Raw genomic sequence first — 15146 nt, forward strand, 5'->3', positions numbered from 1 at the left:
GGGTATTGCGTCAAATATGGCCTTTGCGCCCTTACAGTAAGCGCTAATAGCTATTAATTTGATAGTTTTGCGCGAGTGTCCTGCCATTCCTGCGCCAGCAGCGCCACCAGCTCCCCAGCCGCCAGCCCCCGCGCCGCCCCCACGCCCTGGCCGGCCCACAGCGCAATGTGTCCGGCGTCGCCCGCCTGCGCGGCGGCGCGGCGTATCGGCCCCATGAGGGCGTTCTGCACCGGGTAGGCGGGGATGTCAGCCTCATGTGGCTGCAGCATGCGCATGGCCTGGTTCAGGATGCCGCGCGCCGGGCGGCCCGAGAAGATGCGCGTCAGGCGCGTGTCCGTGGCCTGGGCGGCGGCCATGGCGGCGCGCTGGGCGGGGACTATTGATGACTCCGGGCAGGCCAGGAAGGCCGTGCCCATCTGCACCGCCTGCGCGCCCAGCGCCTGTGCGGCGGCGATGCCGCGCCCGTCCATGATGGCGCCGGCGGCGATCACCGGGATCTTGAGTGCGTCCACGCATTGCGGCACCAGGGCCAGGGTGCCGATCTGGCTGCCGTCCCAGTCGCCCAGGAAGGTGCCGCGGTGGCCGCCGGCCTCCATGCCGCTGGCGACGACCGCGTCGGCGCCCACCTCTTGCCAGGCCAGCGCCTCGGCCACCGTGGTGGCGGTGCCGATCACGAAGCTGCCGGCCTCGCTTTTCAGGCGCCGCACCTGGGCGGCCGAGAGGATGCCGAAGGTGAAGCTGGCCACAGCGGGGCGGGCGGCGATGAGGGCCTCGAACTGGGCGGCAAAGTCCTCGCACCAGCGTGCGGGCCGCTCGGGCTGGAGGCCGAACGTGGCATACAGCGGTGCCAGCCGGTCCATGGCGGCGGCCACTTCGGCGGCGTCGGGGTCGGGCGTCTCCAGCACGAACAGGTTCATGCCGAAGGGCTTGGCGGTGGCGGCGCGCACGGCGGCGGCCGCGTCTGCCATGGCCTGGGGCGAGCGCATGCCGCAGCCCAGGAAGCCCAGGCCGCCGGCCTGAGACACGGCGGCCGCCAGCTGCGGTGTGTCGGAACCCGTCATGGGGCCCTGGAAGATGGGCAGGGTGATCTGCAGGCGTTGCAACAGGGTGGTCATGGATCAGCTCCTGGTAGGTTCAGAGGATGGGTCGCCGATGCCGTGCAGTGCCTGCCGCAGCGCGGCCAGCGCCGGCGTGGCGTAGCCCGGGCGGTGCACCAGCATGGTCTCGCAGCGGCCCAACGGCACCCAGCGCAGCGCGGGAGGGTGGCGCAGCAGATCCAGCACCGACTGCGGCACCACGCCCGCGCAGCGGCCGGCGGCCACGCAGGCCAGGATGGCGGGGTAGGAGGCGAGCTCCAGCACCTCGACCGGGCTGCCGGCCTGGCGCATCCAGTCCTCGCCGATGCGGCGGTAGCTGCAGCCCTGGGCAAAGGCGGCCAGCAGGTGCAGGCGCAGATCGGTGGGGCGGGCGACGGGAGGGTGGCTGGCGGGCAGGGCCAGCAACAGTGATTCGGTGCACACGGGGCTGCGCTGCACCGGGGTGTCGTCGTCCACGCCCGGGGGCGGCCAGGCCACGAGGGCGCAGTCCAGTTGGTGGGCCAGCACCTGCTCGACCAGCTGGCGCGATGGCGCCGTGCGCAGCTCCAGCGTCAGGCGCGGCCAGCGCGCGTGCAGAGCGGCCAGCGGCCCGGGCAGGCGCGCGGCGGCCGTGCTTTCCATGGCGCCTATGCGCAGGCGGCCCGTGGGCTCGCCCGGGTGCAGTGCCTGGCGCGCCTCCTCGGCCAGTGCCAGCAGGCGTTCGGCATAGGCCAGCAGGGTCTCGCCCGCGGGCGTGAGCTGCATGCCCCGGCCCTCGCGCAGGAACAGCGCGGCGCCCAGTTGCTCCTCCAGCTGCTGCACGCGCGTGGTCACGTTGGACTGGGCGCGGCCCAGCCGCTCGGCGGCGCGCGTGACGCTGCCTTCTTGGGCCACCGTGCGGAAGATGTCCAGCGTGACCAGGTCCATGGGAATATGTTTATGAGATGATTTGCGAAAGATAAATATCTGGTTGAGATTTTATGACGACTACCCATCCCGGCGCCACACCCTGGTCCGAGCGCCCCGCGGCCGTGGCGCTGGCCGGCATGCTGGCGCTGGCCGTGGCCATGGGCGTGGGGCGCTTTGCCTTCACGCCGCTCTTGCCCATGATGCTGCACGACGGCGTGCTCACCCTGGCCGCGGGCAGCTGGCTGGCCACGGCCAACTACATCGGCTATCTGCTGGGCGCGCTGGCCTGCATGGCCCTGCCCTGGGTGGCGCCGCGCCTGTATGAACGCTGGCACCCGGCACGGCTGGCGCGCGCCGGGCTGGTGGCGACGGTGCTGCTGACCGTGGCCATGGCCCTGCCGCTGCCGGGCAGCTGGCCGCTGCTGCGCTTTGCCGCCGGCGTGGCCAGTGCCTTCGTGCTGCTGAACGTGGCGGCCTGGGCCATGGTGCGCCTGGCGGTGCTGGGCCGGCCGGCCATGGGCGGGCTGATCTTCTGCGGGCCGGGCGTGGGCATCGCCCTCACCGGCCTGGCGGCCAGTGCCATGGTGGCGGGGCAGTGGCGCGCGGCATCGGGCTGGGTGGTGTTCGGCCTGCTGTCGGTGCTGCTGTGCGCGCTGGTCTGGCCCGTGGTCCATGGCCGTGCGGCCAAGGGCCAGGCGGGCGCACCGCAGGCGGCAGCGGCGGCGCGCGCCAATGGTGGCGGCACGGCGGCGGCGCGCGGCGTGCATGCGCTGGCCTATGGGCTGGCCGGGCTGGGCTACATCGTCACCGCGACCTTTCTGCCGGTGATTGCGCGCGGCGCGCTGCCGGCCGGCTCGCCCTGGCCCGATCTGTTCTGGCCCATGTTCGGCGCGGGTGTGGCCGTGGGTGCGGCCCTGAGCACGCGCGCGCCCATGGCCTGGGACCGGCGCTGGCTGCTGGTGGCCGCCTATGGGCTGCAGGCGCTGGGCATTGCCCTGGGCCTGTGGTGGCCCACGCCGGCGGGGTTTGCGCTCAGCAGCTGCCTGGTGGGCCTGCCGTTCACCGCCATCACCTTCTATGGCCTGCAGGAGGCGCGCCGCCTGTGGCCGCAGTCTGCCGACAGTTTCGCCAGCCTGATCACCGCCGTCTACGGCCTGGGGCAGATCATGGGCCCGCCCATGGTGGCCTGGCTGCTGGCGCGCGGCGGCCAGGCCCAGGGCTTTGCCCAGGGGCTGGCGCTGGCGGCGGGGGCGCTGGTGGCGGGGGCGTCGCTGTATGCGGCGTCGGCCTGGTGCTGGCCGCCGCGGCGCTGAGGCTCATTGTTTGCCGAGCAGCCGCGCGCTCCAGTCCTCCACGCTGGCGCTTTCCAGCCGCCGGCTGAACAGCCTGTGCCACGAGGGCGGCAGCGGCAGCGTGAGGATCTCGTGCAATGTGTCTGGCGTGCAGTCGCGCTCGGCAATGGCGTGCAGCAGCCGGGCGATGGGCCAGCCGGGGTGCGGCCGGGCCAGCAGCCAGACGGTGTCGCCGGCCCGCACCTGGCCGCCTTGCAGCACGCGCAGGTACCAGCCGGCGCGCAGGCTGGTCTGCACGCGCAGCGCCATGTCGGGCACCTGGAAGCGGTCGCTCAGCTTCCAGCAGGGCTGGCGGCCCTGGCTGACCTCGAAGCGCGCGCTGCCGATCTGCCACTGGTCGCCAATGCAGGCCTGGGCCTCATCCAGGCCTTCCAGGCTGAAGTTCTCGCCAAAGGCGCCGGGCCGCTCCAGCAGCGCCTGGGCCGTGGCATGGCCTGCCAATTCCTGGCGCCAGGGCGCGTACTGGCCAAAGGCATAGCAATGCACGGCCTTGTCGGGTCCACCGTGCACGCGCGGGTCGCCCTGCTCGTCGCCCTCCAGGCCCAGCGGGGCGGCGACCTCGACCGGCCCGTCGCGCAATTGCTTGTCGATGGCGCTGCGGCTGCCGGGGCGGGTATAGGGCAGGGCGCGGCCGGTGAGCACGGCACGCAGGCTGCCCAGGGGCCGTGGGGGCGTGGCGTTCATGGCGCTGGCATGTCGGGGCGTCGGCAACCGCTGTCGTCGCAGCCGGTGGCGGACTGGGCCGCCACGGCGGCCGGCAATGCGGGTTCGGCCAGCAACCGGCCCAGCAGCGTGCCCAGGCGCAGGTCGTCCAGATGCCCGAAGTGGTGCAGGCGCACGCGGCCCTCCCGGTCCAGCACCACCAGGCTGGGCGTGCCCTGCAGCGCCAGTGCCTGCATGGTCCGCGGAATGCTGAGCGTCGTATGGGGTTCATCCAGCGCTATCGGAAAGCGCAGCCGGTACTCGTGGATGAAGGCCTGCAGCGCCGCGGGCGTGCCCTGCACCGCGTGGTGCTCGAACACCGTGTGCAGGCCGATGACCACCAGCTGGTCCTGGGAGAACGCCTCGTGCACGCGCCGCGCCTGCGGCAGGCCCTGCTCCACGCAACCCGGGCACAGCATCTGGAAGGCGTGCAGCACGACCACGCGCCCGCGCAGAGTCTTGAGCGTGAGCGGCTCGCGTGTGTTGAACCACTGTGCCACCTGCAGCGGCGGCGCGGGGGGGTGATAGCCGCTGCCCACGGCCTTTGACTCCGTCCTACCCTGCCAGCTGCGCGCCATAGGCGCTGCGCGCCGCCAGAAAGCGCTGGAACGGAAACTTGATCGGCACGCCCTCCAGCGCGGCCTCCAGCATGTCCAGGTGGCCTTCAAAGCCGGCGCAGGCCTTGGCTGCGTCTTCATGGGCGGGGATCTGCAGCGTCAGGGTCAGCGTGGAGCCCGCGCCGGCGGGCGCCAGCTCCCAGCGCATCGGGCGCTCGGGCTCGCTGCCGCTGCTCCAGGAGTAGGCCAGCAGGCGCTGCGCCTCGAAGGCGGTCACAAGGCTGTCGATGACGGTGCCGCTGTCGGCAAAGTCGATGCGCACGGCGCCGCCCGCGCGCGGCTCTATGCTGCCGGGCGCCAGCCATTGCGCCATGGCCTGCGGCTCGGTCAGCATGCGCCAGACGGCGTCCGTGCCGTGGTCGAACTGGCGCGTCAGGCGGCCTTCGAAGCCCGTGGGTGTGCGATGCAGGGTGCCGATATCGGCAGCGGGTGTGCTCATGGCTTTTCCGTGGAAACATTGCGATGCCATGGGTTGTAGCAGATGGGCGCGGTGCCCGCGTGAATGACAGCACGGGTGCTGGGGATGCCGTGTTCTGCCGCCAACGAAGGCTCATCGATTCCACGGAAAGCCCCGTGCGGCTTACTGGCCCGGACGGCGTTTCTTCAAGAGGTATTTTTGAAAACCGTCCATCACCACCACCCCCTTCTGGTTCTTCACCTCGGTGCTGAGGGTGATCACGCCCGTGGTGTTGCCGGGCTTGAGCTCCGACACGGTGAGCGTGCAGTACAGGGTATCGCCCACGAACACCGGGTTCAGGAAGCGGCTGCCCTGCTCCAGAAAGCCCTTGAGCGACTCTTCCACCATGTGCGGGAACAGGCCCGCCCCCGCGGCGGTCTGGATCACCACCTGGTAGCCATGGGCCAGCATATGGGGCATGCCATGGGCGCGGCAGTATTCCACGTCGTAGTGCACGGGGTGGTTGTCGCCGCTGGCCAGCTGGAAGGCGGCAAACAGCGCGTCCGTCATGGTGCGCGAGGGCAGCAGGAATTTTTCGCCCAGCTCGAAATCCTCGAAATAGCGCTGCGGGCACATCTGGTGCTTGATCATGGTTCGTTTTCCTTGGGATTCTCAGTTCGCCGTCATCTTTGCGGCCTTGGCCACCTGGCCCCACTTCGACAGCTCGCTGTTGAGGAAGCTGGCCAGTGCCTGCGGCTGTGGGTCCTTTTCCAGCACCAGGCCCATGTCATAGGCCTGCTTTTGCAGGCCAGGGTCCTGCAGCGTTTCCTTCAGGCTGGTGTTGAGTTTGGCAATCACCGGCGCCGGCGTCTGGGCCGGGGCAAACACCGCGTTCCAGGTATAGGCCTCGTACTTGGGTACCGCCTCGGCCACGGCGGGCGTGTCGGGCGTCTGCGGCAGTCGCTGGCCCATCGTCGTGGCAATCAGGCGCACCGAGCCTGCCTTCACCTGGGCCAGGCCAGTGGGGGCGCTGTCGACCATGAAGGCCACATGCCCGCCAATCACATCCTGCATGGCAGGTGCGCTGCCCCGGTAGGGCACATGCTCGGTCTTGGAGCCGGTCATGTAGTTCAGCAGTTCGGCGCCCAGGTGGGGCGCGCTGCCGACGCCTGCCGAGCCGTAGCTCACCTTGCCCGGGTGCTCCTTGATGTAGCCCAGGAACTCCTGCAGGTTCTGCGCCGGGAAGCCCTTGTTCACCACGATCACCAACGGCGCCTTGGCCGCCAGGCCCACGGGGGCGAAGTCTTCCACTGTCCGGTACGGCATCTTGGCTTGAATGCTGGGATTCACGGCATGCGCCACCGTGGTCAGCAAGACGGTGTAGCCGTCGGGTTGGGCCTTGGCTACGGCATCGCTGCCCACCAAAGTGCCCGCGCCCGTGCGGTTCTCCACGACCAGCGGCTGCCCCAGCCTCTTGCCCCATGCGTCCGCCAGGGCGCGGGCAAAGGTATCGGTCGGACCTCCCGCCGCGTAGGGCACAATCAGTTTCACGGGGCGTGCCGGGTAGTTCTGCGCCTGCGCCGCGCCCGACAGCCATGCCAATGCACCAACGATAGAGGTGCAGATCAATCGACGTGTCACCATGGGGTGATGCCTCCTGTCTTGTTCAAGAAAATCAAAAAAATCGGTGTCTCAAAACTATAGGAAGCCGGCCGCCATGCTTCCAGTCGAATGTTTCTTGGTTCCTTTAGAAGCCTTCTAAACACCAGCATTCACGCACCCCGGGGAACGATTTCCATGCGCTATGAGCTGACCGACCTCAAGGTCTTCCTGGCCATTGCCGCCGCCAAAAGCTTGAGCGGCGGTGCGGCCGACATGCACCTCACCGCCCCTTCCGCGAGCTACCGGCTCAAGAACCTGGAGCAGGCCCTGGGCGCGCCCCTGTTCGAGCGCACGCCCAAGGGCATGCAGCTGACCCCGGCGGGCCTCACCGTCAAGCGCTATGCGGAGGCCATTCTTGGCAATGTCGAGCGCCTGGGCAGCGAAATGCAGCGCCACACCAATGGTGTCGTCGGCCACATCCGCGTGTTTGCCAACAGCAGCACCCTGAACGGCTTGGCTCCGGCGCTCAGCCGCTTCCTCGCCGCCTACCCCAATGTCAACGTGGAGCTGGAGGAGCACCTGAGCGCCACCATCGTCAAGGCAGTGCAGGACGGCGTGGCCGACATCGGCCTGGCCGCCGGCGACATCGACTTTGGCGGCCTCACGACCATTCCCTACGCCCACGACGAGCTCATCTTCGTCACCCCGCCCGGCCACCCGCTGGCCGAGCACCCCGTCGTCCCGCTGGACATGGCGCTGACCTATGACCTCGTCGGCATCGGCAAGAAGTCCAGCAACTTCGTCTTCCTCGAAGCCATGGCGCGCAAGCTCGGCGTCGCTCCGCGCGTGCGCGTGCACGCGCCCTCCTTCGCCGATGTGATCGCCTGCGTCATGGAGGGCGCGGGCATTTCGCTCGTGCCCCAGTCCATCGCCGCTCCATTCATCCAAAGCGGCCAGGTGCGGCAGGTGCGCATGGACGAACCCTGGGCACAGCGTCAGCAGTGCATCGTGCTCAAGTCCCCGGAAGGCCTGCTGCCGCATGAGCAGGCCTTTGTCAGCTACGTCATCAAGGCCAGCGCCGGCGCCGCCACGGAGGCGGCCGCGCCGGCGATTTGAGAATCTTGAACGCGGCTTCCAAAATCTCGACTGGCCGCCACGCAAGCAGCTTCCTAAAATTTTTGCAGGCCCGTGCATCCTGGCGATGCACGGCGTTCTTTTGCCCCCTGCATCCTCACGCTTGCGAGACCGTTCCATGACCACCCCCGCCGCTTCCGCCACCCCCACCCGCCCGCTGCAAGGCATCACCGTGCTGGCGCTGGAACATGCCGTGGCCGCGCCCTTTGCCAGCCGCCAGCTGGCCGACCTGGGCGCCCGCGTCATCAAGATCGAGCGCCCCGGCGCCGGCGACTTTGCGCGCGGCTACGACAGCACCGTCATGGGCCAGTCCTCCTTCTTCGTCTGGTGCAACCGCGGCAAGGAGAGCCTGGCGCTGGACCTGAAGCAGCCCGAGAGCATGCCCGTGCTGCACAAGCTCCTGGAGCGCTGCGACGTGTTCCTCCAGAACCTGGCCCCCGGCGCCGCCGCCCGCATGGGGCTGGACTACGACAGCCTGCGTGAGCAGTACCCGCGTCTCATCGTCTGCGCCATCTCGGGCTATGGCGAGGGCGGCCCCTACAGCGACAAGAAGGCCTACGACCTGCTGGTCCAGGCGGCCTCGGGCCTGATCTCCGTCACCGGCACGCCGGAGGAGCCGGCGCGTACCGGCATCTCGATTGCCGACATCTCGGCCGGCATGTACGCCTATTCCGGCATCTTGTCGGCCCTGCTGCAGCGCGGCCATACCGGCCAGGGCATGCGGGTGGAGGTGAGCATGCTGGAAGCGCTCACCGAATGGATGTCCTACCCCCTAAACTTCAGCCGCTACGGCGGCACGCCGCCGGTGCGCAGCGGCCTCACTCACCCCACGATCGCTCCCTATGGGCAATACCGCGCGGGCGATGGCAAGAGCGTGATCTTCGGCCTGCAGAACGACCGCGAATGGGCCGACTTCTGCCGCGCCGTCCTGCGGCGCCCCGACCTGGTGGACGACCCGCGCTTTGCCACCAATGTGCAGCGCGTGCAGAACCGCGCCGAACTTGACGCCATCCTGCAGGAAGGCTTCGTCCCGCTCAGCCGCGAACAGCTGCTGCAGCGCCTGGACGAAGGCGGCATCGCCAACGCGCCGCTGGCCGCGCCCGATGATGTCTGGGACCACCCGCAGCTCCAGGCGCGCCAGCGCTGGCGCGATGTCGCCACCCCCCAGGGCACGATCCAGGCCCTGCTGCCGCCCGCCACCCTTTCCGGCACCGAGGCCGCCATGGGCGCCGTGCCCGCGCTGGGCGAGCACACGGACGCCATTTTGAAAGAGCTCGGCTTGTAAGCCCCCCGCCGGGCGCGTCAGCGCGTGGCCGGCAGGCGCAGCACGAAGCAGGCGCCCGCCTTGCCGTCGGGCCGGTCCTCGCAAACCACGCTGCCGCCATGGCGCGCCGCGATGGAGCGCACCAGGGCCAGGCCCAGGCCCACGCCGCCGGAGCGTTCGCTGGCGCCGGGCAGGCGGTAGAAGGGCTCGAAGATGCGCTCGCGCTGGTCGGGCGGCACGCCGGGGCCGTGGTCGCACAGGCGCAGCACGGCGTCCTGCCCCTCGCGGGCGATCGTGAGTGTGATCTCGCCCCGGCTGTAGCGGCGCGCGTTCTCCAGCAGGTTGCGCACGGCGCGGCGCAGCAGCTTGGACACGGCGGGCACCTCGATGGGGGCGCCGTCGCCCAGCTGCAGCTCGGCATCGACGCGCACGCATTCCTCCACGGCCAGGCCCACCAGATCCACGGGCTCGACGGTGCCCACGTCGGCCGCGCCGGCGTCCAGCCGGCTGGCCAGCAGGATTTCGTCCACGAGCTGGTCCAGTTCGGCGATGTTGCGCTCGATCTCGGCGCGGAACGCGGGCGAGGGGGCGCCGCCCTGCATCAGCTCCAGCCCCATGCGGATGCGCGTGAGCGGCGAGCGCAGCTCATGCGAGGCATTCGCCAGCAGCGACTTGTGCGACTGCACCAGCGTCTCGATGCGCGCGGCGGCGGCGTTGAACTGGCGCGCCAGGTCGGCCACCTCGTCCTGGCCCTGCTCGGCCACGCGCACCGACAGGTCGCCCTCGCCAAAGCGCTGCACGCTGCGCTGCAGCTGCTCCAGGCGCTGCAGCAGGCGGCGGATGATGGGGAACACGCCCACGGTGACGGCGATGCCCACCAGGGCCAGCATCCACAGAAAGCCGAAAGGCGGGCGCAGCCATGCGGCCGGCCCCCGGTCGCCCGGGCGCATGCCGGCGCCGGGCGTGCGCGGCGACATCTGCATCTCGTACACCACGCCGTTGTCGCCCTCGATGCGGTAGCGTATGCCCTCGCCCGGGTCGCCGCGCTGGCGCACGCCCACGCCGTCCACCAGGGGGCGGCCCTGGCCATCGGTGATCAGGATCTCGCGCGTGGGCGGCTGGTGCTGGTTCTGCTCTGCCGCCCAGCGCCAGGCAAAGCCGATGGCAAACGCAAACACCAGCACGCCACCCGCCATGGCCAGCCAGATGCGCAGGTACAGGCGCCGGGAGAGCGAGCTGAACCAGGACACGGGTCTTCAATCCTGCTGCTTGGCAAACACATAGCCCACGCCGCGCACGGTGAGGATGCGGCGCGGGTTCTTCGGGTCCTGCTCGATGGCGGCGCGGATGCGGCCCATGTGCACGTCGATGCTGCGGTCGAACGCCTCCAGCTCGCGCCCGCGCACGGCCTCCATGATCTGGTCGCGCGTGAGCACGCGGCCCGCGCGCTCGGCCAGGGTGACCAGCAGGTCGAACTGGTAGGAGGTCAGCTCCGCCGGCTGGCCCGCCACGGTGATGATGCGCGCGTCGCGGTCGATCTCCAGGCTGCCAAAGCGCAGCAGGTTGGCCGCGGGCTGGGCGCCGGCCTCGCGCCGGCGCAGGATGGCGCGGATGCGCGCCAGCAGCTCGCGCGGCTCGAAGGGCTTGGGCAGGTAGTCGTCGGCGCCGATCTCCAGGCCGATCACGCGGTCCATGGGGTCGCCCTTGGCGGTGAGCATCAGCACCGGCACCTGGGCCGCGGCGCCCGGCAGCGCGCGCAGGCGCCGGCACACCTCCAGCCCATCCATGTCGGGCAGCATCAGGTCCAGGATCACCAGGTCGGGCAGCTCGCTGCCCTGCAGCTGCGCCAGGCCGCTGGCGCCGTCGGCCATGTGCGTGACATGCAGCCCGGACTGGCCCAGGTATTCGCCCACCATCTGCGCCAGGCGGTGGTCGTCTTCGATCATCAGCAGTTGCGAGTTCATGGCGGGCATCTTGGCGCTGGGCTGTCTGGTTGTGTTGAAGCGTGCGTAAAGTTACGTAAATTGCTTCTTTTTATGTAGCTTTCAGCGCTTGTCCATCAAGCGTTGGAGGCCTTTTTCGCTCTTGCCGCCAGCGCCACCAGCAGCAGCACCGGCAGGCCCAGCAGGGCTGTGCCCGTGAAGAATGTGCTGTAGCCGTGCGCGTCCACGAACTGGCCCGAGAAGCCCGCCAGCCATTTGGGCGCCAGCAGCATCATGGAGCTGAACAGCGCGTACTGCGTGGCCGAGTACTGCACGTTGGTCAGGCCCGACAGGTAGGCGATGAACGCCGCCGAGGCGATGCCGCCGGCCAGGTTGTCGGCCGAGACCACCAGCACCAGGCCCGTCACGTCGTGCCCGCGCTGGCCCAGCCAGGCGAACAGCAGGTTGGACAGCGCCGAGAGCACCGCGCCCAGCATCAGCACGCGCATCACGCCCAGGCGCATGGAGAGCACGCCGCCGACGAAGGCGCCGGCCAGAGTCATCACCACGCCGAAGACCTTGGTCACGGCGGCGACCTCGTCCTTGCTGTAGCCCATGTCCACGTAGAACGGATTGGCCATGATGCCCATCACTACGTCGCTGATGCGGTAGACGGCGATGAGCGCCAGGATCAGCGCCGCCTGCCAGCGGTAGCGGCGGATGAAGTCGGCAAACGGCTCCACCACCGCGCCGCGCAGCCACTCGCCCAGGTTGCGCGCGGGCGCCAGCGGGCGCGGCAGGGGCTCGGGCGAGAGCAGCACGGTGAGCGTGCCCACCAGCATGGATGCCGCCATCACCAGATAGGCCGCGGCCCAGGCGCCGGGCTGGTAGCCCTGCTGGCCCGCGACCTCGGCGCGCGCCGCCAGCCACAGCACGCCGGCGCCGGCCCAGATCATGGCCAGGCGGTAGCCCGTCTGGTAGGTGGCGGCCAGCGCCGCCTGGCGGTCGGCGTCGGCCGATTCGATGCGGAAGGCGTCCAGCGCAATGTCCTGCGTCGCCGAGCCGAAGGCCACCAGCAGCGCGCACCAGACCATGGCATCGAGCCCCTGGCGCGGGTCGGCCAGCGCCATGCCCACCAGGCCCGCCATCACCAGGGCCTGCGCCAGCAGCAGCCAGCTGCGCCGCCGCCCCAGCGCGCGCGTGGCGAAAGGCAGCGGCAGGCGGTCGACCAGCGGCGACCAGACCCACTTGAACGCATAGGCCAGCCCCACCCAGGAGAGGTAGCCGATGGTGGTGCGGTCTATGCCCGCCTCGCGCAGGCGAAACGACAGCGTGCCCAGCACCAGCAGCAGCGGCAGCCCGGCCGAGAAGCCCAGCGAGAGCATGCGCAGGCTGGCGGGCTCCAGGTACACGCGCCAGGCGGCCAGCCAGGAGCGGGGGGCAGGGGGGACGGTGGGGGCGGTTTTGTCGGGCATGGGGCGTCGGTGCTGGCGGGCGCAGGGCATTATCCGGGCCCGCGCCCGCACTACCATTGCGCCATGGTCCCGCACGCCCCATCGACCTTCGAGCCCAGCTGCTCGGTGCGCCGCTACAGCGGCGAGCACCGCGCGCATGAGCATGGCTTTGCGCAGATTCTTTACGCGCTCGATGGCTGCATGGAACTGGACATCGCCGGGCGCGCCGCCTTCATCGACACCGCCTGCGGCATCGTCATCCCCGCCGGGGCCGGCCATGGCTACGCGGCCGACCGGGCCGCGCGCATCCTGGTGATCGACACGCCGGACCAGCCGGCCCTCGCGCGCGTGCGCCGCTTTGCCGTGCCCGAGCCCTGGCGTGCCGGCGCGCCGGCTCCGCAGGCCGTGGCGGCGCGGGTGGCGGCCGTGCTGCAGGCGCCGGGCGTGCTGGCGCGCCGGCGCATCGACCTGGTGCGCCTGCAGCGGCAGGTGCAGGCCGCCCTGCACCAGGACTGGCCCACGGCCCGGCTGGCGGCGCTGTGCCACCTGAGCGCGCCGCGCTTTCACGCGCGCCTGCTGGAGCTGACCGGCCGCACCCCCCAGGCCTGGCTGCGCGACCTGCGCCTGGACCGCGCCGCGCAGCTGCTGGCGCGCGGCCAGCCGCTGGAGACCACGGCCCTGGCCTGCGGCTACGCCAGCGCCAGCGCCCTGGCCTACGCCCTCAAACGCGAGCGCGGCCTGGGGGCGCGTGATCTGCGCCGTGAAAGCGCTATTCAATAGATAGCTTTTTGCGCTTGCTGGTTGGGCGTTTTGGCCTGTTTTTGTGCTTTTGCCCTTGGGTTGGAGCGCGCACTACGCGCGTTGCTCGATAGTTGCCCACCCGGCAAGGCGCACCATCGCCTGCATGACCGATTCACGACATTCCGCCCGGGGCATCGCCCTGGTGCTGCTCGCCGCCATGCTCTGGGGCACCACGGGCACGGCGCAAAGCCTGGCGCCGGTCCAGCTCTCGCCTTACTGGGTAGGGGCGCTGCGGCTGGTCATCGGCAGCGGGTTCTTTGCCCTGCTGGCCTGGGGTGCGCCGGGGCGCGCTGGCCCCTGGCCCTGGGCGCGGCTGGCGTTGGCGGGGGCCTGCATCGCCGCCTACAACCTGAGCTTTTTTGCCGGCGTCAAGCAAAGCGGCGTGGCCCTGGGCACGGCGATCGCTATTGGCAGCGGCCCGATCTGGGCCGGGCTGCTGCAAACGGTGGTCGCGCGGCGCCTGCCGCCGGTCCTGTGGTGGCTGGGCACGCTGGTGAGCGTGGCCGGCGGCGCGGCCATGGCGCTGGGCCAGGGCGGCGGCCTGCACCTGAGCGCCGCCGGCGTGGCGCTGTGCCTGCTGGCGGGGCTGGCCTATGCCACGTACACGCTGGTCAACAAGCATCTGGTGCTGCAGCTGGGCCCGGCGCGCACCAACCTGGCGGTGTTCGCCAGCGCGGCGGCGCTGTCCGTGCCCGTGGCCTGGGCCCTGGGCGGGGCGCTGCAGGCGGGCGCCGGCGCCTGGGGCGTGGTGCTGTTCCTGGGGCTGGTCAGTACCGGCCTGTCGTACCTGCTGTTTTCCAGCGGGCTGCGCCATATCTCGGGCACCACCGGCGTCACGCTGGCGCTGGGCGAGCCGGTCACCGCCTTCGTGCTGGCGGTGTGGGTGGTGGGTGAGCCCCAGCAGCTGGCCGCTTACCTCGGGCTGGCCGGGGTGATCGCGGGCCTGCTGCTGGTGGTGTGGGCCGAGCTGCGTGCGGCGCGCTGAAGGGGCTTGGCCGATGGGCCTGCAAAGGGGCGCGCAGGCTGTAAAAATGCGCTTTTGCCCGCATCTGCCAGCCATGCACCATCCTGCCCCCACCCCTCACGGCGGCTGTCCGCGCTGCGCCGCATCCTGGAGCGCCCGGCGTGGCTTTCTGCTGGCTGCCGTCGCGGCCGCGAGTGCGCCGGCGCTGGCGCAGGTGGACGTGGGCGGCGCCTCGGGCATGCGCCGGCTGGTGCCGGCCGAGCAGCTGGAGACTTCGGCCACCCAGCAGTACGGCCAGCTGCTGGCCCAGGCCAAGGCCAAGGGCGCGCTGGCGCCCGACGACCACCCGCAGTTGGTGAAGCTGCGCGCCATCGCGCGGCGCATCATTCCCTATGCCACGCAATGGAACAGCCGCGCCGCGCAGTGGCGCTGGGAGGTCAACCTGATCGGCAGCAAGGAAATCAACGCCTTCTGCATGCCCGGCGGCAAGATCGCGTTCTACACCGGCATCCTGGACCGCCTCAAGCTCACCGACGACGAGATTGCCATGGTCATGGGCCACGAGATGGCGCACGCCCTGCGTGAACATGCGCGCGAACGCGTGGCCAAGAGCCAGGCCACCAGCATCGGCCTGTCGCTGGGCGCGCAGCTCTTGGGCCTGGGCGAGCTGGGCAACATGGCGGCCAACCTGGGCACGCAGCTGCTCACGCTCAAGTTCAGCCGCTCCGACGAGTCCGAGGCCGATCTGGTGGGCCTGGAGCTGGCCGCTCGCGCCGGCTACAACCCCCAGTCCGCCGTGAGCCTGTGGCGCAAGATGGGCGAGGCCACGGGCAATGGCGGCATAGGCTTCTTGTCCACCCACCCCACGGGGCCGGACCGCATCCGCGAGCTGGAGCAGAACGTGCCCAAGGTGCAGGCGCTGTACCAGCAGTCGCGGCGTTGAAATGGGTTG

The 15146-nt window shown here is 70.5% G+C and carries 16 protein-coding genes; 6 read left to right on the forward strand and 10 right to left on the reverse strand.

Translation table 11 applies throughout. The annotated features are described in order from the left end of the window. Nucleotides 1-53: 53 nt before the first annotated feature. Together P7644_RS01685 and P7644_RS01690 are read right to left on the reverse strand one after the other, a co-directional pair. Nucleotides 54-1115 carry an NAD(P)H-dependent flavin oxidoreductase gene (locus P7644_RS01685; RefSeq protein WP_404301289.1) on the reverse strand — a complete coding sequence of 354 codons (1062 nt, stop codon included), beginning with the start codon at nt 1113-1115 and terminating at the stop codon, nt 54-56. A 3-nt stretch (nt 1116-1118) separates the two neighbouring features. After that, nucleotides 1119-2003, reverse strand: a complete 885-nt coding sequence (locus P7644_RS01690) for a LysR substrate-binding domain-containing protein (protein WP_404301290.1) — start codon at nt 2001-2003, stop codon at nt 1119-1121. Nucleotides 2004-2056: 53 nt separating this feature from the next. On the opposite strand from P7644_RS01690, the gene P7644_RS01695 reads away from it, so the two are divergent. Continuing rightward, nucleotides 2057-3298, forward strand: a complete 1242-nt coding sequence (locus tag P7644_RS01695; protein ID WP_404301291.1) for a YbfB/YjiJ family MFS transporter — start codon at nt 2057-2059, stop codon at nt 3296-3298. 3 nt (nt 3299-3301) lie between these two features. On the opposite strand, the gene P7644_RS01700 is transcribed toward P7644_RS01695, so the two are convergent. The 5 genes from P7644_RS01700 to P7644_RS01720 form a co-directional block, all read right to left on the reverse strand. Further along, nucleotides 3302-4021, reverse strand: a complete 720-nt coding sequence (locus tag P7644_RS01700) for an MOSC domain-containing protein (protein ID WP_404301292.1) — start codon at nt 4019-4021, stop codon at nt 3302-3304. Then, complete coding sequence (locus P7644_RS01705) at nt 4018-4578, reverse strand: redoxin domain-containing protein (protein ID WP_404301293.1); 561 nt, start codon at nt 4576-4578, stop codon at nt 4018-4020. Before P7644_RS01705 ends, P7644_RS01700 begins: the two co-directional genes overlap by 4 nt. 16 nt (nt 4579-4594) lie before the next feature. Next, nucleotides 4595-5095 carry an SRPBCC family protein gene (locus P7644_RS01710; protein ID WP_404301294.1) on the reverse strand — a complete coding sequence of 167 codons (501 nt, stop codon included), beginning with the start codon at nt 5093-5095 and terminating at the stop codon, nt 4595-4597. Between the two features lie 141 nt (nt 5096-5236). Continuing rightward, a complete protein-coding gene (locus P7644_RS01715) occupies nt 5237-5704 on the reverse strand; it encodes a MaoC family dehydratase (RefSeq protein ID WP_404301295.1) in 468 nt (155 codons plus the stop codon). Nucleotides 5705-5725: 21 nt separating this feature from the next. Beyond that, nucleotides 5726-6697, reverse strand: a complete 972-nt coding sequence (locus P7644_RS01720; protein ID WP_404301296.1) for a Bug family tripartite tricarboxylate transporter substrate binding protein — start codon at nt 6695-6697, stop codon at nt 5726-5728. Between the two features lie 153 nt (nt 6698-6850). On the opposite strand from P7644_RS01720, the gene P7644_RS01725 reads away from it, so the two are divergent. After that, a complete protein-coding gene (locus P7644_RS01725) occupies nt 6851-7771 on the forward strand; it encodes a LysR substrate-binding domain-containing protein (protein WP_404301297.1) in 921 nt (306 codons plus the stop codon). 136 nt (nt 7772-7907) lie between these two features. Further along, nucleotides 7908-9074 carry a CaiB/BaiF CoA transferase family protein gene (locus P7644_RS01730; protein ID WP_404301298.1) on the forward strand — a complete coding sequence of 389 codons (1167 nt, stop codon included), beginning with the start codon at nt 7908-7910 and terminating at the stop codon, nt 9072-9074. Nucleotides 9075-9091: 17 nt separating this feature from the next. Here the strand turns inward: P7644_RS01730 and P7644_RS01735 are convergent, their stop codons facing one another. From P7644_RS01735 to P7644_RS01745, 3 genes are all read right to left on the reverse strand, one after another. Further along, entirely contained in the window at nt 9092-10303 is a 1212-nt protein-coding gene (locus P7644_RS01735; RefSeq protein WP_404301299.1) for an ATP-binding protein, read from the reverse strand. A 6-nt stretch (nt 10304-10309) separates the two neighbouring features. Next, complete coding sequence (locus P7644_RS01740; RefSeq protein WP_404301300.1) at nt 10310-11017, reverse strand: response regulator; 708 nt, start codon at nt 11015-11017, stop codon at nt 10310-10312. 95 nt (nt 11018-11112) lie between these two features. Beyond that, nucleotides 11113-12450 (reverse strand): AmpG family muropeptide MFS transporter, encoded by a 1338-nt coding sequence (locus P7644_RS01745; protein ID WP_404301301.1) that lies wholly within the window; start codon nt 12448-12450, stop codon nt 11113-11115. A gap of 63 nt (nt 12451-12513) precedes the next feature. On the opposite strand from P7644_RS01745, the gene P7644_RS01750 reads away from it, so the two are divergent. The 3 genes from P7644_RS01750 (at nt 12514) to P7644_RS01760 (ending at nt 15137) form a co-directional block, all read left to right on the forward strand. Then, nucleotides 12514-13209, forward strand: coding sequence for a helix-turn-helix domain-containing protein (locus P7644_RS01750; RefSeq protein ID WP_404301302.1), 696 nt, complete (start codon nt 12514-12516; stop codon nt 13207-13209). A gap of 124 nt (nt 13210-13333) precedes the next feature. After that, nucleotides 13334-14215 carry a DMT family transporter gene (locus tag P7644_RS01755; RefSeq protein ID WP_404301303.1) on the forward strand — a complete coding sequence of 294 codons (882 nt, stop codon included), beginning with the start codon at nt 13334-13336 and terminating at the stop codon, nt 14213-14215. A 73-nt stretch (nt 14216-14288) separates the two neighbouring features. After that, nucleotides 14289-15137 carry a M48 family metallopeptidase gene (locus tag P7644_RS01760; RefSeq protein WP_404301304.1) on the forward strand — a complete coding sequence of 283 codons (849 nt, stop codon included), beginning with the start codon at nt 14289-14291 and terminating at the stop codon, nt 15135-15137. Nucleotides 15138-15146 lie beyond the last annotated feature (9 nt).

Origin of the sequence: Alicycliphilus denitrificans, from assembly GCF_044792555.1 — a bacterium.
Taxonomy (GTDB): domain Bacteria; phylum Pseudomonadota; class Gammaproteobacteria; order Burkholderiales; family Burkholderiaceae_C; genus Alicycliphilus; species Alicycliphilus denitrificans_A.